The organism is Phycisphaeraceae bacterium (assembly GCA_019636735.1).
Taxonomy (GTDB): Bacteria; Planctomycetota; Phycisphaerae; order Phycisphaerales; family SM1A02; genus VGXK01.
On the sequence record JAHBWY010000004.1, the window covers coordinates 197,904 to 222,501 of the forward strand.

A 24,598-nucleotide genomic window follows, 5' to 3' on the forward strand; every position below is an offset into this window, starting at 1 on the left:
CCCATGACCACCCGAGCCTTCGCCGCTGCGGCCGCCGATGTCGCACTCGCACCCTTTTCACTCACGCGACGCGATCTTCTGCCGAGCGATGTCGACATCGAAATCCTCTACTGCGGCGTCTGTCACTCCGACCTTCACCAGGCGCGCGATGAGTGGCACAACACCGTCTACCCATGCGTGCCGGGCCATGAGATCGTTGGCCGGGTCACACGCGTTGGAAGCGCCGTCACTCGGTTCAAGGCGGGCGATCTCGCCGCAGTGGGCTGCATGGTGGACTCTTGCCGCGTGTGTCCGCAATGTCGCAAGGGGTTTGAACAGTACTGCGACAAGTTCCCCGTGTTCACTTACAACGGGCCCGATCGGCACACCGGCGGAATCACCTTCGGCGGGTACTCCGAGCGCATCGTGGTCGATGAAGCCTTCACGCTGCGAGTCGGCCAAGGCGTCAACCTTGCGGCGACGGCACCGCTGCTCTGCGCCGGTATCACGACATGGTCGCCGTTGCGCCACTGGAAGGTCGGCCCCGGCATGAAGGTGGGCGTCGTGGGGCTCGGCGGCCTCGGCCACATGGGTGTCAAATTCGCACGCGCCTTTGGCGCCCATGTCGTCCTGATCACTACTTCGGCCTCGAAGGTTGACGATGGCCTCCGCCTCGGTGCTCACGAAGTCGTGATCTCGAAGAAGCCCCTCGACATGGCGAAGCATGCCAAGAGCTTCGACTTCATCCTCGATACGGTCTCCGCCCAGCACGACCTGAATGCGCTGCTGGCACTCCTCAAGCTCGATGGCACGCTCTGCCTGGTCGGCGCCCCGGAGCAGCCGCTGCCGGTCGCCGCATTCAGCGTGCTCCTGCCGCGGCGCAACTTCGCCGGGAGCGCGATCGGCGGAATCGCGGAGACGCAGGAGATGCTCGACTACTGCGCCGCGAACGGCATCGTCTCGGAGATTGAGATGATTCCCATCCAGTCGATCAACGAGGCGTACGAGCGACTGCTCAAGTCCGATGTTCGCTACCGGTTCGTGATCGACATGGCGTCGCTGAAGGCAGGTTGAGGAGCCGCAGGGGTCTGATATCCAAGGGCCACTTCGCGCTGCATATCCCGCCATGGCTTGATTGAGCGCCGATCGGTCACTCCCGCTTGCATGCAGCCTCGGTGCGAGTATTGTGCCGAGAGGCCAAACGAAGAGCTGCGGGCCGGCGGAGGCCCCGTCGAGGAGTTGTTGCGTGCATCAACCGAGCATTGAACGAGAACGCAAGGAGCGCCTGCTCCGCATGCTCGAAGTGGCGCAGGCCTATCGGGGCTGTTCGAAGGCGCAACTCGCCCACTACCTCGACCGCGACCCCGCGAAGATCGCGCCGGACAGTGGCAACCCGAAACTCGATCTCATCTTCAACTTGGCGGATCTGGTGGAGTGGCCCGTCGGCGACCTCGCCGAGGCGCTGTGGGGCCGTCATGATTCGCGCACGGGGGACGGGGAACGCAAGGCCGTGCCCGACGGTGATTTCAGGCAGATTGACGCACTCGTGCGCGAGGCGCATCGCCGTGGCGACTACGCGGAGATGCGACGACTCGGCGAGCGCATGCTGGATCTCGCCGCCACGCCGCTCGAGCGGGCCGGTGCCAGAATGCGCGTCGGCAACGCATGGCTCGACGAGGGTCGCTTCACACGGGCGCTTGAGTGGCTTCAGGCTGCGGCCGATGAACACGAGGCGCCGGGCCATGTGCTTGAGATGGTCCGCGTCAATCTTGCCACGGCGCACCTTGCGCTCTGGAACCTCTCCGAGGCGGAGGGGCTCGCGCGACTTGTCCTCCTCGGGACAGCGTCGCTCGATCGCGCCTCGCGGCGCATCCGCGTGACCGAGGCCCATGCCCACTATGTGATCGGCTCGGCCTTGCAGCGAAAGGTGCAGTCGATGTCGCTCGAGGCGGCGCCTGCGGCCGCGATCAAAGCGATCGACTCCCTTCGGCGGGCGCAAGCCGATCACGAAGCGTTGCACCGGGAGTTCGACGACCCCACCTATCAGGGCATCGCGAACACCTGCCGCGCCGCCATCCTCGAAATGGAAGTCGAAGCTGGCATTCTCGACCTCGATGTGGCACTGGCCTCGCTCATGCTCGGGCTCGATGAAGTCATCGATCCTTCGAGCGTGCGTGGCGATCTGCTTGAGAGTTGGGGGTGGTGGTGTGTCAGCGGCCTGATGCTCGCGTTGCGCCGCCTCGATGGCGACGAGCAGCAGCGGGCTGCTGCCGTCTTCTCGAACAAGGCCTTTGAACTGGCTGACGCCACGGGAAGCTGGGCGCTCCGTGAGCGTGCATTCTGCCTGGGTCACCTTTCGTCACAGGCGTGTGGATCAGTCGATCCCGCCGAGGTCATGCTCGACACCGAGGATCTTCGATCGCTCGTCGGCACCATGGGGCGCTTCCCGCGCTTCCGACCGACGGGCTGGCAGATCCTTCGCCGCTTCATGGGGGTGACGACATGAGTCGCCGCACTCCCATGCCGCGTGTCATCCGAGCGCTGGTCTCCCATCCGGGTCGTTGCGTCGCCTTGAGCGGAGCGCTCTTGGTCGCCGTGATGGTGCTCGTTCCACAGGCCAGTGCGATGACCGATCGCCTCGGCGTGACGATTCGACCTTTGGAGCGTCCGCCGGCAGATCCGCCGCCACCTCCACCTCCACCTCCGCCTGATCAACCTCCGACGGATCGTCGGCCGCCCACCCCGCCGCCTCCGCCGCCGGTTCGGCCCGTTTCACCGCCGCTCGTCACCCACACGGTGAACGAGGAGCTCTTCTCGATCTTCATGGAGCGGAAGTTCGGGCCTCAGTGGGAACGACGCCTCTCCGACACGATGATCGAACTCTGGTGGCGCCGCTTCCAGATGATGCGCTTGATGGGACTGATCTGAGCGCGTTGGAACGCACGCGTGGAGCTGTCAAACCGCGGGGACCGAGGAGTCAACTCGAGCTTCATCTCACCCGCGCGCACGCGACACCAGCGTGTCCGCTTTGAGAGCGATGCCGCGGACCCGCGCTTTGAGCGCCTCGACATTGGGGGCGAAGCGCTCGGCGACTCGGAGATCGACCCATCCCTTCTCCACCAGACCCGAAAGACTGGTCGTGAAGTCATGCATGCCCTCGGAGACACAGCCCGCCATGACGGCGGGAAGGTCCGCATCCTCGCCCTCGCGGATCTTCTCAGCGACCGTTGAGTTTCTCAGCAGGACTTCAGTCGCAGGCACGCGCGAGACTCCGGGCTTGGTCGATGGGAGGAGCCGCTGCGCCAACACCGCCTGAAGTCCGGCCGCAAGGCTCGAGCGGATGAAGGCGTGATCCCTCACATCGAAGAACTCAAGAATGCGCGAGAAGGACTGCATGGTGTCGGCGGTGTGGAGCGTGGCGAAGACGAGATGGCCCGTCTCCGCCGCCTGGATGCCGGCGAGAATCGTCTCGCGATCGCGCATCTCGCCGATCATGATGACATCGGGGTCCTGTCGCACTGCCGCGCGGAGCGCGCTCGCGAAGTCCGGCACATCGATGCCGATCTCGCGCTGCGAGAGATAGCTCTGCGCGGGTCGGAAGAGATACTCGACAGGATCCTCGATGGTGATGATGTTGCACGCGGAGGTGCGGTTGATGTAGTCAAGCATCGCCGCGAGGGTCGAGCTCTTGCCGCTTCCGGTGACGCCGCAGACCACGATCAGTCCTTCATTCGTCTGCGATATGAGGCGCTCATAGACCGGTGGAAGGTGAAGTTCCTCGAACGAGGGAATCTTCGGGTTGATGCGGCGGATCGCCGCATGCAACGCGTGTCCTGCATGGAAGACGCTGCATCGGAAGCGATGCTCTGCCGTCTCATGGTGGGAGAAGTCGATGCCACCACGGCTGTCGAGCTGCGATTGCAGGTGCTTCGGGATGATCGGGGCGAGGAGCTGCGCCATGTCCTTGTCATCGAGAGCCGGGCACTCGATGTGACGCAACTCGCCACCGACCCGGAGCACGGGGGGAGATCCAACCTTGAGGTGCAGATCGGAAGCCTCCACCTCACGCATCTTGGCGAGCAGGCGGGAAATGGTCAGGGCGCCCAGCATGCACGACCTCCATTGCCCGGCAGGCGGGCGTTAAGGAAGCGAGCCGCGGGCCCTCCGCGAAGGCCGGTCCACCGCGTGCCGCCACGGGCTCGCGGTTTTGCCGCACGCCCATGCCGGGAACCCACGACTGTCAGGAACAGCCTAGCCCCTCTGCGGCGCGGTGGCCCATGGTGATTCACGAGATTCTCACGAAGGATCAACCGTGAGAGTGCACTTTGTGATCCCCCTGAGAACGACTCCCGACTACCTTGGAGTGTCGGGATGAGCGGGCGGTTCCAGCGTTGGAGCCGAGCGAGTTCCCGCGAGAGTCGGACCCGTGCAAGGAGAGAGAATCATGAAGTCGACCGTAACGATGCTGGCGGCCACTGCCCTCCTGGGTAGTGTCGCCATGGCGGGAGTCAACCCGCCTGAGTTCCTGGCTGTCTGGACCTTTGAGTCGCTCCAGTCGCCGTTCACCGCGGGACCGCACCCCGCCGAGGGCGGCGTGATCGGTGGCGACGCGACCGGTGAGCATGCGAGTTCGGCCACGGTGTGGTCAAGCCCCGTGGGCAACGGCTCGCTCCGATCATTCAGCTCCAACAACTGGACGGCTGGCGATACCTACACCTTCACGACCTCGTCGCTCGGCTACGGCGACCTCGAGTTCGGTTGGAGCCAGACCCGCAGCAACACCGGCCCCGCTGACTTCGTCGTCGAGTGGAGCGCTGGCGGCAATGGCGACGAGGAAGTGTGGTTCGCGCTCCTCGAGTACGACATCCCGGTCATCACCTGGTCGAGCATCAACTTCAACGCCGGTTCGGTCTTCGGTCCCATCAAGCTGCCCGCCGAAGCCAATGACCTCGAGGTCCTCCGCATTCGACTTCGTTCGCTGGTCACCACCGCGGCCGCTGGAACGAACCGCATCGATGACATCATCGTCGTCGGGACTTCGACATCGGGGCCTCCCGTGTGCGTTGAGAACCCGGATCAGAGTGGCGACGGCTGTGTGAACGGCGCTGACATTGCCGTGGTGCTTGGCAACTGGAACCCTGTCGAGGCGGGCGAGCCTGGTGCGCCCGGCGATGTGAACTGCGACGGTCTCGTGAATGGCGCGGACATCGCCGTCATCCTCGGAAGCTGGCTGACAGGCTCCAACTGCCCTTGAACATGCAGCGACGAATCCGGTAGCCGGCGATTCGGGGGCGGTGGCGCCAGATCGATGACATCAACCGCGGCGGTGTGCGAAGAGGAGGGTCGCATGCCGCCGCGGTTGTCGTTGGACGGGATCCGGGGACCTGCTGGTCGAGCCTGCTCCCGGCATGCGGAGGCGCAAGCGGTGGCCGTTCGATGACGGGCCCTCGGGCGCGCAAGCATCAATCGAGGGGATCTCCAACTGTGGCCGGACCGAAGGCGCGATCAACGCCGCGAGCCCGGTGTCGCGCGCGAGGAGCGCTTCGCTCGCGCATTGCTCTTGTGCTTGAGCGACTCGACTTCGCGACGGAGCGCCTCGACCTGCTGCATGAGGTCAGGCGAAGAGCTGCGCCCATCGGGTGGCGGGGCGGTGCTTGATTCGGCACTCGGTGTCGGCTGATCCTCGGACGATGGACGACCACCAGGCCAGAAGGGGGGGACGAATGGAAACGGCGCGCCGGGAATCGGCGCCATGCTGCGCAGCAGTTGCGAGAGCCAGCCCTGCGCCGCGATGCGAAGCATCTGTTCGCTCGTGCGAATGAGCAGGTGCGACACTTCAGGAGGAAAGGCCGCGAGCTTCTCCGGCGAGCGCTCGAGCATCGCCTGAATCAGCACCAGATTGGTGATGTCCTCGCCCGTGCGGCTGTCCGTCACGCTCACGGTGTGCCCTGCGACAACAAGGTCGTAAAGCTCCTCGTGCGTGAGATGGCGGCTCCGGCTGCCGTCATAGAGGCGGCGATTCGGATACTTCTTGACTCGAATGAGCTGGGGGCTGGTCATCGGTCGTGGCGCGGTTGCGTCAAGTCTAGGGCTGCGGAGGGGCTTCCAAGGCCCCAGGGCACGGTGACTCTCTGTCAAAGGCCGATAAAAGACATCCCATGGCACTCTGAAGGCGTTGGCGGGATGTTTGTGCAATCGCACAATTTGTATTGACAGTGCACCAAACGCTCGATAGAGTTCTCGCACCATGAGCACTTCAACCACCACCAAGCCCGTCAACGAAACCGTGACCAACGCAGCCAACGAGGCCGCGCAGGCCTGCTGCCGCACCGCTGCCGATGCCTTCAAGGCCGGTGTCGAGGCGAACCAGAAGCTCTTCACCTCCATGGCGAACAGCTTCTCCGAGACCTTCAGCCGCACCTGGAACCCGATGGCGTTCAATCCCATGAGCCAGTGGGCGACGACCACCGGCGCGAACACCATGCCCGCCGCCTTCGAGCGCATGACGCAGGCCATGAACACCATGGTCGACGCCAACGCCCGCTTCGCGAGCGAGTGCAACGCGCTCTTCGTCGACGCGATGCGTGCCCACGCCCGCACCCTCGAGCGCTCCGGTGCCCTCATGCTGAACCACTTCACGGGCAAGACTGCGAAGCCGACCCCGGACGCGGCCCGCGAGATCATGGACGAGTGCACGACCTTCGCCCGTCAGATGAGCGAGCGCACCACCAAGATGACCGCTGATCACGCTCGCCAGGTCTCCCAGGTCATGGATCACTTCCTGACCTGCAAGGCCTGAGATCAGGATTGACTCTCACCGCCGCATCGGGACCCTTCCCGGTGCGGCGGCTTTTCAATGGAACGACTGAGGCAAGGAGAGCCTTCCACCATGGCTGACGCGAACCACCACTCCACGAACGCGGCCGCCGATCCGCTGCTGGGATTCTGGCGGGACCTCTGGGCGCGCTCCGCCGCGGCGGCAGGGGGCGCTGCGACCCAGGGCGGAGCGGGCTTTCCCCCGATGAATCCCCTCGGTTCGATGCCCGGCATGTCGCCTGGAGCGGAGGGCTTCACCGGCTTCACACCCGAAGCGATGCGCCGCATGCAGAACGCCTTCTTCGAGGCGATGGCGCAGCACGCCGAGCAGTGGATGAAGAGTCCGCAGTTCCTCGAGTCGCTCAAGCGATCGATGGACCGCGCGCTCGACTTCCGCCGGCAGATGGATGACTTCCTTCAGTCGAACATGGCGACGGCATTCGAAGCGGCGACTGGCGGCGCCAATTCCGAGGTCATGGGAGCCATTCGTCAGACGGCGTCGCAGATCGAGGCTCAGATGAGCCGTCTCCATGAACGCCTCGATGCGATCGAGGCCCGTACGGGCGGTGCCCCGACGCGGGCGTCGAAGTCCACCGCGAAGAGTGGCCGCGGCGCTGAAGGTCGCTCCGCGTCGCGTTCACGCAGCAGCGGAAGCGCCGCACGGCGCGCCTCGTCGACGGCCTCGCGTCGCACCCGACCCTGAGTTGAATCTTCTTCTGCGCTCATCTTTGGCTCATCCTTGAGAACCAGTCCATGACGACCTCATCCACCTCGAATGCCGGTCCTTCGTCCGCCCAGTGGTTCGATCCGATGGGCGCCATGCGCGCGTGGCAGGGGGAGTGGGAGTCGGTACTGCGAAAGAGCGCTGCCATGCCCAAGGTGATGGAGGCGCTTCTGAAGACCCGAAAGGGCTGCACGCCCCACGAGGTCGTCTTCACCGAGAGTCCGGTGCGCCTGCTCCGATACACGGGCACTTCGCCAAAGCGGCATGGAACTCCGGTTCTCTTCGTCTTCGCGCTCGTCAATCGCCCCTATGTCCTCGACATTCTCCCGCACAAGAGCGTCATCAGGCAGTACCTCGACGCGGGCTTCGATGTCTACATGATCGACTGGGGCGTGCCCTCGCCGGCTGATGCCTCGAAGACCTTGCATGACTACATCGAGGGCCATCTGCATCGAGCAGTGACGCGCATCCTCGACCTGACCGGCGCGCCCGATCTGCATCTGGTCGGCTACTGCATGGGCGGCACGATGTCGGCCATGTACACCTCGCTGCACCAGGAACTGGTGCGCTCCCTCACGCTCATGGCGGCACCGATCGACTGGTCGAGTCGTGACTCACTGCTGCTTCAATGGACCGATCCGAAGTACTTCGATGTCGATGCCGTCGTCGACACCTTCGGCTTGATTCCGCCGTCGTTCCTCGGCAACTCCTTCGCGATGCTGAAGCCCGTCGCCAACACCTTCCAGAAGTGGCAGGGCTTCTACGACAAGATGGATGATGAGAAGTTCCTCGAGGACTTCTTCGCAATGGAAGTATGGAGCAATGACAACATTCCCATCAGCGGCGAGGTCTATCGCGACTTCGTCAAGTACGGCTTCCAGCAGAACCTGCTGGTGAAGGGCCGCTTCCCGCTGGGGCGACATCGGATTTCGCTTGAGAACATCCACTGTCCGGTGCTGAACCTGACCGCCGATGCCGATCATCTGGTCCTTCCCTGTCAGAGCACGCCGCTGCGCGAGTGCGTCGGCTCGAGCGACTTCAGCGAAATGAGCGTGAAGGCGGGGCACATCGGCCTGAGTGTCGGTTCCCGCTCCCACAAGGAAATCTGGCCGAAGGCCACCGCATGGATGGCCGAGCGTTCGATGCCGATTGAAAGCGAGCCACCGCGCGCGTCGCGCCGTGGTCGCACCGGGGTCACCTCGAAGTCAACGAAGGGACGAAGGAAGTCGTGATCCACTCAGCCCGCAACGCGTCGGAGTTCTCTCCCGTGGTCGATCTATCCAAGCGAGTCGCCGTCATTACCGGTGGCGCCAGTGGCATTGCCCGCGCCGTCGCCCGTCAACTGGCCGTGGAAGGTGCGAGGGCCATCGCCCTCGTTGACATCTCCGAGGCGGTGCGTGGCGCAGCGGAGGCCATCAACCAGGAGATCGGGCGTGCGGTGGTCACTCCCTTCCAAGGTGATGTGACCGATCCGGCGTTCCGAACGATGGTCTTCTCCGAGATGAAGCGCCTGCACGGCGGTGTGCAGATCTGCGTCCCCGCGGCGGGCATCGTCCGCGATGGCCTCGCCGTCAAGGTCGACAAGGAGACCAAGAAGGCGAAGCTCTACGACCCCGCGCTGATGCAGCAGACCATCGCCGTCAATCTGGTGGCGGCCACCTACTGGGCGATGGAGACCGTGGCGAGCGTGGCCGAGCAGCGAGCCGCTCAGGGGCTCGGCGCCTGGAGCGGTCAGGAAGAAGTGCAGGGCGAGGTCGTCTTCATCGGGTCGATCTCCAGTGCCGGCAACAAGGGCCAGATTGCCTACGCCTCCACCAAGGCGGCGCTCGAGGGCGTGCAATCCACTCTCGCCAAGGAAGCCATCTTCTACGGCGTGCGCGTGGCGATCGTGCATCCGGGATTCACCGACACGCCGATGGTGCGGGCCATGAACCCCGCCATCATCAAGGAGCATGTGCTCCCGCGAACGCAGCTCGGTCGACTGCTGAAGGCGGAAGAAGTCGCGGACGCCATCTGCTTCATGATCCGGAACCCCGCCGTCAGCGGGGCGCTCTGGGCCGACGCCGGTTGGCACCCTGCGGCGTAACCTCATCGGCCTGCGCGGGCTAGACTGCATCCCTTCTGTCGGCGTGGGACTGGTCGCCTCCGCGCCGTGGTGAACTCGGCGGCCACGAGGAGAGTCGGATGCTTCCACTTCAGGGTCGTGTGGCGCTTGTGACCGGTGCAGGCCGAGGAATCGGCAGGGCCATTGCCTTGGCGCTCGCCCGTCACGGCGCCGATATCGCGATCAACTACGCCAGCAACGACAAGGCCGCGGAGGAGGTCCGTGACCAGATCCGCGCCATGGGGCGCCGCGCCGAACTCTTCAAGTGCAACATTGCCGACGACTCGGCCGTGCACACCATGGGCGATGAGGTGCTCAAGACCTTCTCCAAGGTCGACATCCTCGTCAACAACGCAGGCATCACACGCGACAAGACCTTCCTGAAGATGACCCACACCGAGTGGGATGAGGTCGTGAATGTGAACCTGAAGGGGCCGGTGCAGATGACGCACCTCTTCCTTCCGCAGATGGTGCAGAACAACTGGGGGCGCGTCATCAACATCACGAGCGTGATCGGGCAGATGGGCAACTTCGGTCAGGCGAACTACGCCGCGGCCAAGGGTGGTCTCGATGCCTTCACGAAGAGCGTGGCCCGCGAAGTGGCTCGCAAGGGGGTCACCGTGAACTGCGTCGCCCCCGGCTTCATCCGCACCGACATGACGGCCGCGGTGCCCGAAAAGGCCCTCGAGCACATCAAGACCATCACGCCGATGGGTCGCATGGGCGAAGCGGAGGAGATCGCGGAAGTCGTGGCGTTCCTCGCCTCTCCGTCAGCGTCGTTCGTCACCGGACAGGAGATCGGCGTCAACGGCGGCCTCTACATGTAAGGTCCGTCTGCGACGGGCGTGATCTGCACGCAGCACACGGCGCTTCGGAGCGACCGTCCAACTCCGCTCGATCCGCGACCGTGCGGCGAGTGATCGTCACGCCGAAGTCGTGCGCCTCTCTCAACCGGGCCGCAGCGGCGAACTCTCTTGTGTGCACAGTCGATGGGCTGGCACCGCGAGCGCCATGCCCAGCAGTGGCGCGGTGAGGTCGATCCACAGGTGTCGGAGGTCACCGGAGATCAGCGGTGGTGCGCGTCGCATCAGAGAGCGCTCGGAAGAGCGTGAAGTCCATCAGTCTGTCGATGGGCCGCGGGCATGAGGCGGCGAGTCGAGGAGTGGCGGGCCGCGAAACGCCGACCGATCGCCAGCGAGCGAGTCCGGAGGAGCGCGGGGGGGCGCATAGATTTGCGTGCTTGCGTCACAATGCAAGTGTAGCGGCGGCCCTCTGTGGGTTCAACCGATCCGCCGGGCGTGCGGACTTCGAGCGTCGGCTGGAATCGGCGCTTCGAGAAGTCGTGGCCACCGATGGGCGGCGTGACCACGAGCGTCCCTGTCACACGCGAAAGTGTGACTCGCCAGCCGTGACGCGCCTCGATGGCTCGCCGCGCCACCATCCCTGTGGTTTCGGCCGAGGACATTGAGCGCCAGCAGCGGCGCGCGGGTTCTGAAATGGTCTTCTACGACCAGTTGCCAAGGAGGATGGCGATATCGGCGCCGTTGGTCGTGCCATCTCCGTTGAGGTCGCCAAGTGAAGTGCCCCAGGCGCCGAGCAGGATCGCGAGATCGGCGCCATTCACCACGCCGTCCCCATTCAGGTCGCCGGGGATCGGGGGAGAGCCCCCGTCGCAGGCCACATAGACGGCCGTCACCTTCACACTCGACACCATGAGACCGAGGTTGAAGAAGGCGAAGTCGAGATTGCTGAAGAAGCTCCATGTGATCGGAACCGTCTGCCCTTCGAGCGCGGTGAGATCGATGCTCTTGGACTGCCACCAGTTTGTGTTGGCGAGCGCACACTGAACTGACCCTGCGCCAAAGGTGCCTCCGCTCATGAAGCCGGGGAAGAGTGCCTGCTGGTGATAGCAGAAGGTGGCGGTGATCACGCCAAGAGATCGCACGGCGGGCAGCGCGATGGGTGGTGAGCTCAGCGTGCCGGAGTGGATGCCGTCGTAACTGCAGAAGAGTGTCTCGCCGTAGTAGGCGAACTGGGTGGGAATCGCGCCACCGCAGCCCGAAACGAGCGGGCCGCACTGCGAGACGAGTTTCCAAAGCCCGGAGGTGGTCCAGCCCGGCGGAAGACCGCCTGAGAAGTTCGCCTCATAGAGCACCTCGGAGACCACTTCGCCCACCTTCGGCTTGAAGGTGGTGTTCGGTGCGTCGGCGGGCACCGTGCGGATTGTCCCGCCGCTTCCCTCGGCAATCGCGAAGTACTCCGGCGTGCTCCCGCAGTAGGGGGCCGGAAGCGTCGCGACATAGAGATCGCCCTCCACATGCACGAGCGGATAGCCGGAGAATGGCAGCGACGGGCTCGGCCGATAGCGGACCTTGGCGCTCCCCGGGACCAGGGATTCGCCGTTCTGCACGATGCGCGCATGCACCTTGATGGGCTGGCCCGGCGGCACGAAGTCCGGTGCGCCCCCCGGCACGCTCAAGCCGAAGTCGCAGAATGCCTCTGCGGCCTGGACCGCGGCCAGCGCATCGGGAACTCCGAAGCCGTAACTGTTGTCCTTGCCGGGCGGACCAACATCAACTGCGGTATCGAAGATGATCTGATGGACCACCTCGGGGGCGAGATCGGGGCACGCCTGCCGAATCAGCGCGGCAACACCCGCCACATGCGGCGTGGCCATCGAGGTTCCGCTGGCCAAGGCGTACCCACCGCCCTGAACCGAGGAACGGATCGCCACACCAGGCGCTGCAATCTCAGGCTTCACGGCGGGCAGACCCGAGGGCGTGCATGCCGATGGACCGCGTGAGGAAAAGTCGGCGATGGGCCAACCCTCGACGCCCGCGTTTATGGCACCGACGGCGACCGTTCGCAGGTGGCTCGTCGCGCGATCGGCCGGGCGCCGCAATCCGGCGGCGCCCTCATTGCCCGCCGCGAACATGATCACCACGCCCGCGGCTTCCGCGTTGTCGAGGAAGGACCAGAAGAGGTCGTCGCATGGCGCAATGCCGAAGCCGTTGGGGATCCCCCAGGAGTTGAAGCAGACATCGGGAACGCCGAAGCCGCTCGCAGGGTTGCCATCGGGATTGACGATCCACTGCAGCGCCGCGATCGCTCCGGAAAGCGTCTGTTCCACGGTTCCACGGTCGATCACGGCCGCGTGCATCCACATCGCGCCTGGCGCGACGCCGATCTGCTCACCCGGGGCACCACCAATTGCACTGCCCATCGTGTGCGAGCCATGGCTGTTGGCGGCGAACTCCGTGGGGAACGAAGTGTTGGTGATGGGGTCGAACCACGCCCACTCGGGATGTCCGGCGTAGGCGGGAGTTGATCCGAGCCAGCGCGACGCGAGCGCCGGGTGAGCTCCATCGACGCCACTGTCGAGCGACGCGATGATTCGTCCGGTGCCTGTGTAGCCGAGCGCCCATGCTGCGGGAACTTGGAGCGCCGTCAACCCGGGTGTGATCGTGGTGGCGACGCCGCCCTCATCGTGAGGCACCGCCATCGCCTGGGCCACGGCATCAGGGCCGCCCGCCTGCACGGGCGCGGTGGCTTCGATGGGCGGATCAACAGTGATGCGCCGAACATCAGGATGCGCCGCAATGGCCTCGATCGCGTTCACTGAGGCAGCGACGGCGATGGCGTTCACCAGCCACAGCGGCCGAACTTCGGTCAGGGCTCCGCTCTGCTGGAGCGGAGCCAGCGCATTCAGCACACCGACCTGCGATGCCTGCGCCGTTGACGCCAGTTCCATCACGACTCGGCGGTTGCGCTCGCGAAGGGATGCACGCTCCGCGGCCAACGCACTCTTCACCGCATTGATGTCAGCTTGTGTGTGCAGGAAGACGAGGGCCCGAATCGGCTCTCCCGGAGCAGCCGCCGCCATCATGTGGCGCAGATCCCCATCGATGAGATCAGGCTTGGAGTTCGCGGCTCCGGCCACCAGCGCGAGAGACAGGCAGACCGATGTCACGACCATGAGCACACACCTTCCTCACCGCGAGTCTTCAGTCGCCCTGTGGAACTCGCCGAGGCTGAAGGGTAACGAAGTCGCCTCCGAGCGGTGGATGATGCCGATCGAAGTCAATGGGTCGGGGCGATGGCTCCGATCCTTCCGGTCCAGATGAGCAGCTTCGCAACATTGTGCCTGAATCGAGCCCCCTGAGGCCCGCTCCATTGCGGTAGCGTCCGTCAAGTTGCGCACAATTGATCAAGCAGCCTCCGTGGGAAGGTGATCGCTGGCAAGGCGGAGCCCCCATCAAGAGGGGCGCAGCCTTGCCAGCGTGGGGCCGCAGCTACGCCGCTGCGGCCGATGACTCCGCGCGGGACGCATCGAGCTCCCGCAATCGACTCATGTCCATGTACCGCCTCAAGCCCCACTTCGTCGCCGACATGTGACGAAGCCGGGCCGCCACCAGCATCAGCGCCGACTGGCCGTCCGGGAAGGCTCCCACCACCCGAGTCCGACGACGGATCTCGCGATTCAGACGCTCGAGCGGGTTGTTCGTCCGAAGACTGCGCCAGTGCTCCCGGGGGAACGACATGTACGACAGCGTCTCCAGCACGCCGGCCCGTACGAGCTCCGCTGCCTTCGTCAGCCGAAGCAGCTCGAGCTTCTGCGCGATCACCTTCGACTTCTCCTCCGCGCTCGCGCGATCCTCCTGGGCGTGGATCGTCTTCAGCATCGCCACGGCCTCCTGCACCCGACCCTTTGGCACCACTGTCATCACATTGCGATAGAAGTGCACCACGCATCGCTGCCACGACGCCTCGGGGAAGAACTCCCCCAGCGCCTCGACCAGCCCGAGGCACTTGTCGCTCACCACCAGCCGAACACCCCTCAGGCCGCGCTCCTTCAAATGCCGAAGGAACGAGCGCCAGCTCTCCGTGTCCTCCTTCGTCCCCTCCGCCACTCCAAGGATCTCGCGGAAGCCCTCCTGATTCACCCCGATCGCCACCAGCACCGCCACGCTCTTCACCTCCCCGCCCCAGCTCCGCTTCAGCCAGATCCCGTCCAGGTACACGTACGCGTGTTCGCCCTCGATCCGACGGCTGCGCCACGACTCGATCTGGCCGTACACCTTCTGCGCCAGACCGCTCACCGTGCTCGCGCTCACCCGCGATCCCCACAGCGCCTCCGTGATGTCCTCCACCCGACGCATGCTCACGCCCGCCAGGTACATCTCCACCAGCGCCTCCTCCACCGAGCTCTCCCGACGACGATACCGCTCGATGATCATCGACTCGAGCGGCAGCTTTCGAAGCCGCGGAACCTTGAGCTTCACCGAGCCCGCCTTCGTCTCCAGCGTCCGCTCGTAGCTCCCCGCTCGAGTGTCCAGACGATCCGGCGAACGCTCGTAACGACCAGCCCCGCACGCCTGGTCCGCCTCCACCTCCAGCATCGCGTTCAGAGTCTGCTCGACCGTCGAACGCACCATCTCGTCCAGATGGCTTCGCACCTTCTCCGCGTCCACCGTCACCGCCGCTTTCAACGACTCCGTCGCGCACTCCGCGACTTCCGTCGATCCGCTCGCTACGCTGTCCATGCAGCTCTCCTCTGGAAAGGGGTTGTTCCAACACACCAACACCTTCCAGCGCGGGAGCTGCTTTTTCAAATCTGCGCAATCTTCCGAACCTTACCCAAGTATTCGAAACACCGGCGGTTTCCCTGCGGATGAAAGACAAACGCCCCGACCGTTGAGCCGAGGCGTTCATCGTTTACTGGTGGGTCGGCTTTGTTTCACCGACTCGTTGAAGTAGAGCGAACCTGACAGTATGCGAAATGTCGCGCGAGAGTTTCATCAAGTGGACCGCTCAATCGGTCGTGACCGTGCGGTCGCAATTCCCCCCTTGCTCTCCTCCTACGGAACTAGCCATTCGCCCTTCATTCTGCGGTTCTTACCAGCCGAACGACAAGGGGCGATGGTCGATCGGGCCTGCTCCGATCCACCAGATCGAGGTCCAACGTCGAACCTGAGTGCGTGCCATGCCAATCGTCAACCGCTCGCGGATCGGTGTTGCCGACTGCGGCACTTCGCATACAGACCGCTCCGCCTACTCGCTGATCCCAACTAGTGATATCCCTCTCGAACTTGACAGGAAGAAACGAGTAGGAGTAGGTACAGTGTCCGCGCCCCCCAACTTCTAGCTCTATCTCGATTCGTAGGAAACCGAGGGTGCCTATCCACTGACCTGCTACCGAAGATTCTCCTGCGCCTCTAATTGCAGGACTGGGACGAGGTGATTGCTCGACAGCCGAGGGCTCGTTCGCCGACTTGGCAGGCGGCGGACGCACCTCGGATCCGGGCGCAGCCACATACCACATTCCGTTCTCCCGCCTAAGCAGCAGCGCTCCGCGAGGGCAATCGAGCAGGAGCCCTCCGTCATCCAGAGCGGTTGCCGCGCGCGGTCCTAAGCCATAGGTGGGACTACACCAAGTCATGCTCGCGCTCGCAGGAACACGATCTGTCGCAAGCATTCCGTAGCCGAGCAGGATTGCTGACGGTGGCGCCCCGACCAAGTCGCTGCTGCCATCACAGCGCTGGTCTGTTTCGATGTACTGAATGGGGTGCAGGTTGGCTACGAGGATGACAGGCTCGACCGACACCATGCGCCAACAGTAGTCAGTAACCGTAAACAGCGGTCTGGGACCATCTCGCTCTGGCGTGAAATATGCGCCGTACGGAGCCGGAGGACGGGGACCTCGATACGTGAGTCGCCGCAGTCCTTGCTGCTCAAAGAATGATGCGACAGTACGAAGGAGTTGATCCGAGCGGATAGTTCTCCCATCGTGAGTTTCCCACTCAATCCACGTCTCCCTTCCCTCTGAGAACGGGATGCGCTTGTAGCAGTTTCGTGTCGCGGACACTGGGGCACCCCCTGCCCACACGGCGCCGCCCGGGCCCAGAGGGCGGTCTTCACACTGCGGCGCAGTACACGCAGCGGCTCCGAAGCACACTACCGCATTCAGGGCGACCATTACAAACGGCATTCGCTTACGGACCAGGCGTGACGGGAACAGCGTTCACCTCCGAATTCAACTTTGCTAGATTCTTCGAGTCGTACACGATCGCTGTGTGCGCATAGATCGGCCCGACGCCCAGGCTGTTTAGGTCTGGGTTTGGCCCATCAGCGGGAGTCCAGCCAGGTACCCACACGATGTCCTCGCCAGTATCAATCCGATATCCCTGCATGAGCGGTCCGACCTGAACCGGTCCGATCTTGAAACCAAATCCAGCGCCAATCCGGCGATCAGAGGTTTGCCTCAGATCTATCGCCCGAGCGACATTTCCAGATACGTGCTCGACCCCGGTCGGTCCAACATGCCACGGCTTACCGACAGGATCGAAGAGGAACAGCAAATTGACAGCAATCGCGTCCTGGTCCAACTGCGCCGCGACCTTGCGCGCAGCGTCACCACCATTGCTGTGACCACTCAGGATGACCGTGTCACATGGTCCTCGCGTCTCGCGAATCCAGTCGCTAGCCTTGACGGGGAACGGCCCCCAATCAGCGTCCTCCTGGAAGAACTTCACAATATTGTCCCGGTCATCCAAGAACGGCTGTCGGTCCCATACCGCCACGGCATGGATGAAGAACCCAACGTTAGTCTCAGACTCGCCATGACGCGAGAAGGTGTCCTGACCGTTGAACAAGGCGATCACGCGCTTTGTACCCGTCGGATCAATGCCGATGACCGGACTGCCGCGCGCGTATTCATACAAAGAGGCGCCGTCAACATAACTATCAGGGTCTCTGGACTGCCACCTTCCCAGCGGCGGTTCGTAAACCCGATTGCGGGCCAGATAATTGGCCACCGCTGGATTGAAGACATATCCGTCCCATCCAATCGAGTTGTCCGCAACGGTGTCCACTGAGATCAGACCGGCCGCGAGCGACGATGCGCTGACATTGGCGAGCGTCTGATCAGTTGAGTTGATGCGGCCGCTGCGATCCAAGTCGGCTTCTGCCTGGTAACCGGTCTGGCCGATCGAAACATTGCCTCCAATGCCGTACGTCGAGATGATGTTTGCCACGATTCCCGAATCGGTTCCGCCGCTCGAGCCGTCTCCATCGACATCGCCGGGCCGGTGGTGCCGCCCGGCTCCATAAGAGTCATAGGTGACGCGCTCGACCAGGCCGCCCGAGCGATTAAGGACGGCGACGGTAGCGAACATCCCATCCACGCAGTGGTAGTAGGTGCCCTCGCCCGAATCGACATAGTCGCCGTCGTTGTTGACATCGGCGCGGTGCATGAGGCACTCGTCGATATAGCGATGGCCCCAGACATACTGCACCCGCTTGTCGAGCCCCGGCGAGCCGGTGTAGTTCCGATCGACGCGCTCCTCGAGAATCTGCCATCCAGCCGAATAGGTCAGCGCGCGCTCCTCATCGAGTCCGCTGGTCTGATCGGTGTCTTCGCGCTTGAGCGTCCGCCAGCCGAGACCGTTGAATGCCTGTTCGAGCTGCACTCGGGTGCCGACCTTGACCTGCGCGAGCCGATTCCAAGGGTCGTACCTGTAGGAGGTCGTGACGCTGTTGGCGGTTCGCGAGAGAAGATTGCCCGCATCGTCGTACTCGAGCGTTTCATCGGGCGTCGCCCCGGGGAAGTCCCTTGCATTGAGCTGGTTCACATTGTCGTGGTCGCGCGATTCCGTCTGCTGACTGGGCGTCGCGTCCCAAGTTGAAACGTCGATCCAGTTGCCCAACAGATCGAGCGACCACGCCTGGCTTCCCTGGGCATTCGAAGGCGAGCCACCTGAGAGGTTGCCGTAGGTGTTCCGCTTCGCGGCTGCAAGGCGGTTCATTCCGTCATAACTGTAGGCATGGCTCATCGGCCATTGGTTCGCGTGTCGACGGTCGTAGACGCTCGTGCGGTTCGACTCATCGTTGTAGCCATACTGCAACGCCACGATCTGCGGCTTCGTCGGCACCGCCACTGAGCTAACCGTCTGTGTCGTCAGCGCCCCATCGGCCCAGGTCTGGAGGGCCAGCCGTCCGAAGCGGTCGTAGCCCGGGTAGAACCCGCGCGGTGACTGGGTGGTGTAACCAACCGCCCAGCGCTTCCCGTCGAGTGACAGCGTGAAGTCGAGCTGCACATCCGCTTGCTCGAGGTCCACAAGCGCCGGCGTCGCCATCCCGACATACTCGAAGTTCGCCATCGCGATGTTCGAGCTGCTCGTCAGATTGAACTTGTCCTGCGAGATCCGACTGATTCGATCCGAGAGGGAGGTCGAACCTCCATAGACATAATCGAGCGTCTCGGGATTGACACCGGAACTGTTGGCTCGGCGCGGATATGAGAGGCCGACCAGTCGGCTGAAGTTGCTGCCAGCGCTGCCCGAGGCGACCGCCGAGTCTGCGTAGGTGTAGGAGACAAGCCGCGTATCCATCGTGGGAAGTCCACTGCCGTCGACGCTGACCGCGCCTTTCTGATGCTGATAGACCTTGGCGATCTGGCCAAGGCCGGTGTAGGCGAATTCCACTTCGTTCTTGACAGTAGTGACATCGAGACCGGTGACCTTCGAGATGCGACCAGCGCCGTCGAAAGTGAACTCCAGCTTGTTGACCGTGGTGTCAATGTGCGCGGCGCTGGCGGTCACCTCATCACGCGTCACTCGACCGAGCTTGTCCAAGCCGTAGGCGTGCTTCGTCTTGTTCTGGTCGATGATGCCGGTTCGCTCCCCAACGCGGTTCCAACTGTGCCACACGGTGCGCGACGCCTCCGATGTGCTGTCCTGCCCGAGCGGATAGATGGTCTTGAGAAGCAGGTCATTCGACACCATCGACGACGCGATCGTTGGACCGCCGCTCGGACCCACGGCGGAGGTGGTAACACCATAGACATACTGCGTGATCTGATCGTTGCCGTCGCCAGTGTTGGCATTCGCATGCGCGGTCAGCTTGGTGACCTGCCCGATGCCATTGCGGACGAAGGTGGTCGTGCGATCGATATCGTTCCCTGCATCGATGCCGCTCAACTCAAATGCGGTGCCGCCGGTGTTCCACGCAACCGTGACACTTGAGTCTTCGTCGTTCTCGACTGTCGCGATCGTGCGGCCGAGCGCATCGACCAATGTCCGATCGACGCGACTCCCGCTTCCCACTCCTGGGCCGGGGTTGATGCGCGTGCTCGCCAGCCCACGCGGGTCATAGAGGAACTGGGTAACGAGCGCGCCACCAGAAGTCGGAACTGCGTCGGGAGCAGCGTCGGATGACGATGGCGCAGAACCGCTTGGAGCGAATGTCGACTGATTCGTGCCCCACTCGGCGATTGCGACCTGGCGTGCGGCCGCGTCATAGTGCGAAGTTCGGAATGTCGCGATGAAATCGGCGCTCGCCGGAGCACCAATGTCCGTCGCGGGCGAATGAATGCGCTGGAGCCGGGTCGTCAGGAACGGCATTCCCCCAAGCGATGATTCCGTTCCGGCCACGAAGGTCTGCTCAGTGACCTCGATCACTCGATCGCCTGTCAGCACCGCCAAGCGCGTCGATGGCGACCAGACATCAATGTGACTCCCGGCTCCAGGGATCGCATCGCCGCCTCTGTCCGTGAGATAGGTCGCGGTCGCGCGACCGAGGCCATCGAAGTTTGCCTTCATCGCAGGACTTGATGGCGCCCATGTGCCGACCGTGCGACCGACCTCGTCGAACCAGTTCGCCGTTGTCAGATTGACACGAGAGCCCGACGCGGCACCCGGGTTCGTCGCCAGTTCGGTCCAAGCGACGAGACCGCGTTGCGTATAGGTGGACTTCTCGAGCGCGACGCGCGTCGGGTCCGTGGAAGCGAAGCTCGTCGGCACCGATCCCGGCAGCGTGTCGAACATCGCGCGCTCGGTCACCCTGCCGAGATTGTCGTAGAGCTGCGCGGCGTGCGGCGCCAGCGGATTCTCAACCATCACGAGTCGATCGCGCCAATCGAAGCTGTTGTTGGTGATGCGATCGAAAGCGTTGCTCGATTCGGCCAGCACCCGCTGCCGCGTGATGTTGCCGTTTCCAACCCCAGGAGTGTCGCCGCTGCCGTCGAACACGGTCTTTGACACGCTCGACATCTGGTCCGGCTCATCCGCGTCGGCGATGCCGACCTTGGTCTCGACCACTCGATCGAGCACATCGTAGAACTGCTGCGTGACGGTGCCAACAGCGTTGATCGTGTAGTCCAGGCGCCCGACAGGATCGTGGAAGTACTTCGTGATGACCTTGCCTGCATCGGGGCCAGCGCCGGCGGGATCATGCCACGCGGTGCGGCTGATCGTCTGGCCAGCGACATTGCGCTCCGTGCTCGCCCGCGCGAGCAGGCTCGATGTCGATGTGCTTATCGAGTAGTCCGTGATCACCTGAGGCCACGGTTCGCCACCAGAACTGACATCGTAAGTGCCGGTGATTGGGCAATTCCACTCTGCAATCTCAGCGCCGGAGGCGTCCACCCATCGGATCGAGGCCGGACCCGCATGGCTCGAAGCGCCGAGTTCATGCGGCAGGGTGACGACAGCCAAGTACTCAAGTCCAGGATGGTCCGCACACTCTCGAAGCTCGCGCCTCGTGTAGGTGTTGACTCCCGCCGGTGAGGTCTGGCGCTGAACTCGCCCGAGAAGGTCATAGCTCGTCGTCGAGACGAGCGAGCCGCCGGAACCGTTCAATCCCGTAAAGGTGCCAGTGAGGCCGGTCGTCGAAGGGAAGGAGCTGCCATCGTCAGCGTTCCGTTCAACGAGCGTGACGCGCCCACTTCGCGGATCGAACTCGCGCCGCGTGAGCGAGCCATCCGCAGCCCGGCTCCAGTAGTTCCTGCCCTGCGAATCGAAGAACTCATGCGTGTAGACGAAGAGCGCCGAACCGCTCGAATCAGGGCCGTTGAACGCAGGACCATCCCACTCGGTCTTCGTCTGCGTTGCCGAGATCTTGTCACCTGCTGAGAATTGGTAGACGAACTCCGACGTCTCGATGTCGTCGGCGCCGAGCGATCCTGGTGTGTCGGTCGCCACTCGGAATCGCTCGAGCGTGGACGGCAGCCAAGTGCGAGTGCTCCCCGTTCCCGTTCCCCATGTCGTCCTCGTGACGATCGCCCGCTCCGCTGGCGTCGAGCCGCGCTCAAACCACTCTTCTTTCCGCCTCTTGCTCGAGTCGTACTCAATCGATTGCACGAGCCCGGCAGTGGACCTTGCGACGAACGCGCCCGGCGCGCTGTGATCGCTCGCAGGATCCGGATCGTAGCTCTGGCAGCTTGACGGCGTAAACACCTTGGTCACCAGGCCGTCGCCGTTGTACTCGTAATGGATTGCCCAGATCAACGAGTCATCGGCGTTCGCAATGGCTTTGTTCACAAGGAACGGCGGCCGAGCCGTCATGCCGGCGACGGTTGGCCCACGCCTGCCGAGGTCGTAGTAGGTTGCCCGGTAGTGATCCCATGGGTCGCTTGGGTTTCCGGTGGCGATGTGCTCGATCTCGTGGGTGGACCACTGAAGTGTCGCGTGACCGGGGAAGGAGTAATACTCGTACGTGAACTTCCGGCCCTGCGGCGAACCCGCGCCGCCGCTGCATCCGCAATCGCTAATGAGGTATTGAGTCAGGACCCGATATGGGCTTGAGGCCTCGTATTCCTCAATGATCTTCGACGCCAGGTCGACCACGAGAATGCCGGACGCGGCCTCGGCGCCGTCGGCGAGCGTGAGTAGTTGCGCGGCGGTCGTCATGAGGCGCGTCGAGAGCGGTTCTTCTTCGCTCAATCCCGCGACGAACTCGACCTGTTGTGGATGGATCTCCATCTTGAGCTGGCCGTCGCGCCCGTGCCATGTGAAGATTCGTCCGTCCTTATCGACACCGCACGAGGAGCACGCTGTTCGGTGATATCGATATTGCGAGACCGTGTCGCGCCAGATTGGATCTGCGCTCGTGCTTCCTGGCGCAGGGTCGATGCGCTCGGACTTGACGACCTGCACGAGATCGCCGCTCGTGCCGAGATCTGCAGAGAAGCTCGGGTCATCGCCCATGTATGTGTACTCGACGCGCTCGACGGGCACGAGCACCGGCGTACTCGTGCCGATATCGCGTGCGACTTCAGCGCGCCGGAGACGACCGAAGTTCGGTGATGTGCTGTTGAAGTTCCATGTGAATGTCACCTGGGCAGCGGGTTCCTGAACGGAACCCGGGTACCCGTCCACATAGACGCGCTCGAGGCGGGCGACATTGCCGCTCCCAGTCGCGATGAGCAGGTACTTGTAGATCGTGCCGTTGCCGTAGATGTCGAAGGTTCGAAGCCGCAATCCCAAAAGCGCCGAGTCAGGGTCGGTCACACTCGAAGCGCTGCCACATGAGAGTCCGCCCATGATCGTCTCGCCTGAGGCCTTTGCGCGGAAGTAGTCGATTGAGGTCCGGCCCGGGCTCTCGATTCTCCACACGGGATAGACCACACCGTCGACGCAAGCCTGTGTGCGCACGATTACTCGATGACTGGGGCCCGGAAGAGGAAGCGCGCCACCGATCGTCGCAAGCAAGTCATTCTCATCAAGAATCGGCACTTCGGGACGGGCGGTGCCGCGGCCGATCCTGAGGAGAAGGTGTCCGCTCTGGGTTGACACCGACATGTACTCCGCGGTGGAGAGTGCCCACTTCGATCCACTCACACTCGCTGCAGTCCAGTCCTCGCTTCGGTACTTCCGAGCGAGCCGAAAGCCACCGCCCGCGGCACTCACACTGAGGTCCGTAGCGGCGCCATTCTTGTGGCCGAACGCGAGATCAATCGGATGCCTGCCACCAGGAATGGGATCGTTCTCACCGCCCGCGCCGTCGCAATCGTCGTCGTCTCCATCCTTGTCGAGATCCTCATCCTCGGGCGGCACAGGCGGAATCGGCGGATCCATGTTGATGCCACAGCCAGAAGTGCCTTGAAGCTCGGCCAACTCTTCGTCCGTCAGGCCGTGGCCATCCCCTTGATCGCCAAAAGTCTCGAAGAGGTACTCCTGCAGGCAATCGATGAGCTCCGCGCATTTTTCCGCATTGCCGGAGGCGCAGGCCGCGAGGAAGTCCTTGGTGATTGCGATCGCGTCCGCGCGCGTCATCTGCGCCGGGTCGTAACAGATCTGCGAGTCGCTCAGTAGCTTCCGAAGGTCGTCGCAGGTGCCTTCCTCGCCATCACAATCCTGATCGCATTCAAGTGCATCGCCGCATTGCCAGCGGGCGGAGCCACCTTCAGGAGTCTTGCAGCAATCACAACCAGCCAGGAGATCAGTGCCAATGCACTCAGACAGGTCAGCGAGCACTGATTCCGGCACACATCCAAGAATCTGCGCGATGCACTCGGTGGCCTCCTCGCAGAACGCACATGGCCCGCTCGGACATGCGGTGGCCTTCCAAGTCGCGCCACACTTCTTGAGAAACTCGCACACGGCTACGAGCTTCGAATCGAAGTCCGCAGGGCAGCATTCGTCGCCCTCAAGCATCTCCTCGACCGTCTGCGTCATGAAGGCACATCGCTCTTCAGACGTCGTCATTGTCTCGAGCTCGGAGCAGTCCAACTGTTGGAGCACGCACGCGCGCCGCCATGCGCAACACAGATCGTGGCTCAGACAGTCGAGGAATGGCGTCCAGCAATTGGGGTTGCTGGGGTTCGCAGTTCGGTCGACGATCGCGGTGTAGAGATCCGCGCAGGTCTCGATCTCACGCTCTTCAAACGTGATCGGATCGATGATGAGCAGGTCGCAGGGCGGTACACAAACCGTGCAGGCGCCGATGACCATCTCGAACCAGCCGTCCTCGCACGGCAAAAAAATCGTGACACAGGTTCCTCCACCTGATGTGGGCGGCTCCGGGTCGCAAGGCGGATCGCCAACGCCAGGAAGAGCGATTGCCGCAGCTACGAGCACCGAGGTGAGCCGGAAGGATTTCTGTGGCCGCTCAGCCGGAACTTGCTGGTTCATGAATGCGCTCCACTGCCGCAAGGACCCCATGCAGGGCCGTTGACCAAACACCCGGGCACCGTGGCG

15 protein-coding genes are annotated in these 24,598 nt (G+C 63.5%); 9 read left to right on the forward strand and 6 right to left on the reverse strand.

All coding sequences use genetic code 11. The features are described from left to right. The first annotated feature begins 3 nt into the window (after positions 1-3). The 3 genes from KF724_06925 (at position 4) to KF724_06935 (ending at position 2,907) form a co-directional block, all read left to right on the forward strand. Positions 4-1,053: an NAD(P)-dependent alcohol dehydrogenase gene (locus tag KF724_06925; protein ID MBX3355415.1), complete on the forward strand. Its 1,050-nt coding sequence runs from the start codon at positions 4-6 to the stop codon at positions 1,051-1,053. 172 nt (positions 1,054-1,225) lie between these two features. Next, a complete protein-coding gene (locus KF724_06930; protein ID MBX3355416.1) occupies positions 1,226-2,485 on the forward strand; it encodes a tetratricopeptide repeat protein in 1,260 nt (419 codons plus the stop codon). A 14-nt stretch (positions 2,486-2,499) separates the two neighbouring features. After that, the gene (locus KF724_06935) at positions 2,500-2,907 is read left to right on the forward strand and encodes a hypothetical protein (protein MBX3355417.1); all 408 of its coding nucleotides are present in this window, start codon (positions 2,500-2,502) and stop codon (positions 2,905-2,907) included. 66 nt (positions 2,908-2,973) lie between these two features. On the opposite strand, the gene KF724_06940 is transcribed toward KF724_06935, so the two are convergent. Continuing rightward, the gene (locus KF724_06940) at positions 2,974-4,089 is read right to left on the reverse strand and encodes a PilT/PilU family type 4a pilus ATPase (protein MBX3355418.1); all 1,116 of its coding nucleotides are present in this window, start codon (positions 4,087-4,089) and stop codon (positions 2,974-2,976) included. Between the two features lie 334 nt (positions 4,090-4,423). Here KF724_06940 and KF724_06945 point away from each other — a divergent pair, with 334 nt between their 5' ends. Then, a complete protein-coding gene (locus KF724_06945) occupies positions 4,424-5,233 on the forward strand; it encodes a hypothetical protein (protein ID MBX3355419.1) in 810 nt (269 codons plus the stop codon). Positions 5,234-5,484: 251 nt separating this feature from the next. On the opposite strand, the gene KF724_06950 is transcribed toward KF724_06945, so the two are convergent. Continuing rightward, entirely contained in the window at positions 5,485-6,039 is a 555-nt protein-coding gene (locus tag KF724_06950) for a polyhydroxyalkanoate synthesis regulator DNA-binding domain-containing protein (GenBank protein ID MBX3355420.1), read from the reverse strand. A gap of 187 nt (positions 6,040-6,226) precedes the next feature. Between KF724_06950 and KF724_06955 the strand changes: the two genes are divergently transcribed. The 5 genes from KF724_06955 to fabG all read left to right on the forward strand — a co-directional run bounded on the left by KF724_06955 (position 6,227) and on the right by fabG (position 10,450). Then, on the forward strand, positions 6,227-6,778 hold the full coding sequence (locus KF724_06955) for a hypothetical protein (protein ID MBX3355421.1): 552 nt from the start codon (positions 6,227-6,229) through the stop codon (positions 6,776-6,778). A 90-nt stretch (positions 6,779-6,868) separates the two neighbouring features. Then, entirely contained in the window at positions 6,869-7,498 is a 630-nt protein-coding gene (locus KF724_06960) for a hypothetical protein (GenBank protein MBX3355422.1), read from the forward strand. A 50-nt stretch (positions 7,499-7,548) separates the two neighbouring features. After that, entirely contained in the window at positions 7,549-8,751 is a 1,203-nt protein-coding gene (locus tag KF724_06965; protein ID MBX3355423.1) for an alpha/beta fold hydrolase, read from the forward strand. Beyond that, on the forward strand, positions 8,748-9,605 hold the full coding sequence (locus KF724_06970) for an SDR family oxidoreductase (GenBank protein ID MBX3355424.1): 858 nt from the start codon (positions 8,748-8,750) through the stop codon (positions 9,603-9,605). The genes KF724_06965 and KF724_06970 overlap by 4 nt, the downstream gene beginning before the upstream one ends. A 98-nt stretch (positions 9,606-9,703) precedes the next feature. Then, positions 9,704-10,450 carry a 3-oxoacyl-[acyl-carrier-protein] reductase gene (gene fabG / locus KF724_06975; GenBank protein ID MBX3355425.1) on the forward strand — a complete coding sequence of 249 codons (747 nt, stop codon included), beginning with the start codon at positions 9,704-9,706 and terminating at the stop codon, positions 10,448-10,450. A 120-nt stretch (positions 10,451-10,570) separates the two neighbouring features. On the opposite strand, the gene KF724_06980 is transcribed toward fabG, so the two are convergent. The 4 genes from KF724_06980 to KF724_06995 form a co-directional block, all read right to left on the reverse strand. Beyond that, the gene (locus KF724_06980) at positions 10,571-10,711 is read right to left on the reverse strand and encodes a hypothetical protein (protein ID MBX3355426.1); all 141 of its coding nucleotides are present in this window, start codon (positions 10,709-10,711) and stop codon (positions 10,571-10,573) included. Between the two features lie 416 nt (positions 10,712-11,127). After that, on the reverse strand, positions 11,128-13,599 hold the full coding sequence (locus KF724_06985; GenBank protein MBX3355427.1) for a S8 family serine peptidase: 2,472 nt from the start codon (positions 13,597-13,599) through the stop codon (positions 11,128-11,130). A gap of 316 nt (positions 13,600-13,915) precedes the next feature. Next, on the reverse strand, positions 13,916-15,112 hold the full coding sequence (locus tag KF724_06990; GenBank protein ID MBX3355428.1) for an IS256 family transposase: 1,197 nt from the start codon (positions 15,110-15,112) through the stop codon (positions 13,916-13,918). 1,503 nt (positions 15,113-16,615) lie between these two features. Next, the gene (locus KF724_06995; protein ID MBX3355429.1) at positions 16,616-24,076 is read right to left on the reverse strand and encodes a hypothetical protein; all 7,461 of its coding nucleotides are present in this window, start codon (positions 24,074-24,076) and stop codon (positions 16,616-16,618) included. Positions 24,077-24,598 lie beyond the last annotated feature (522 nt).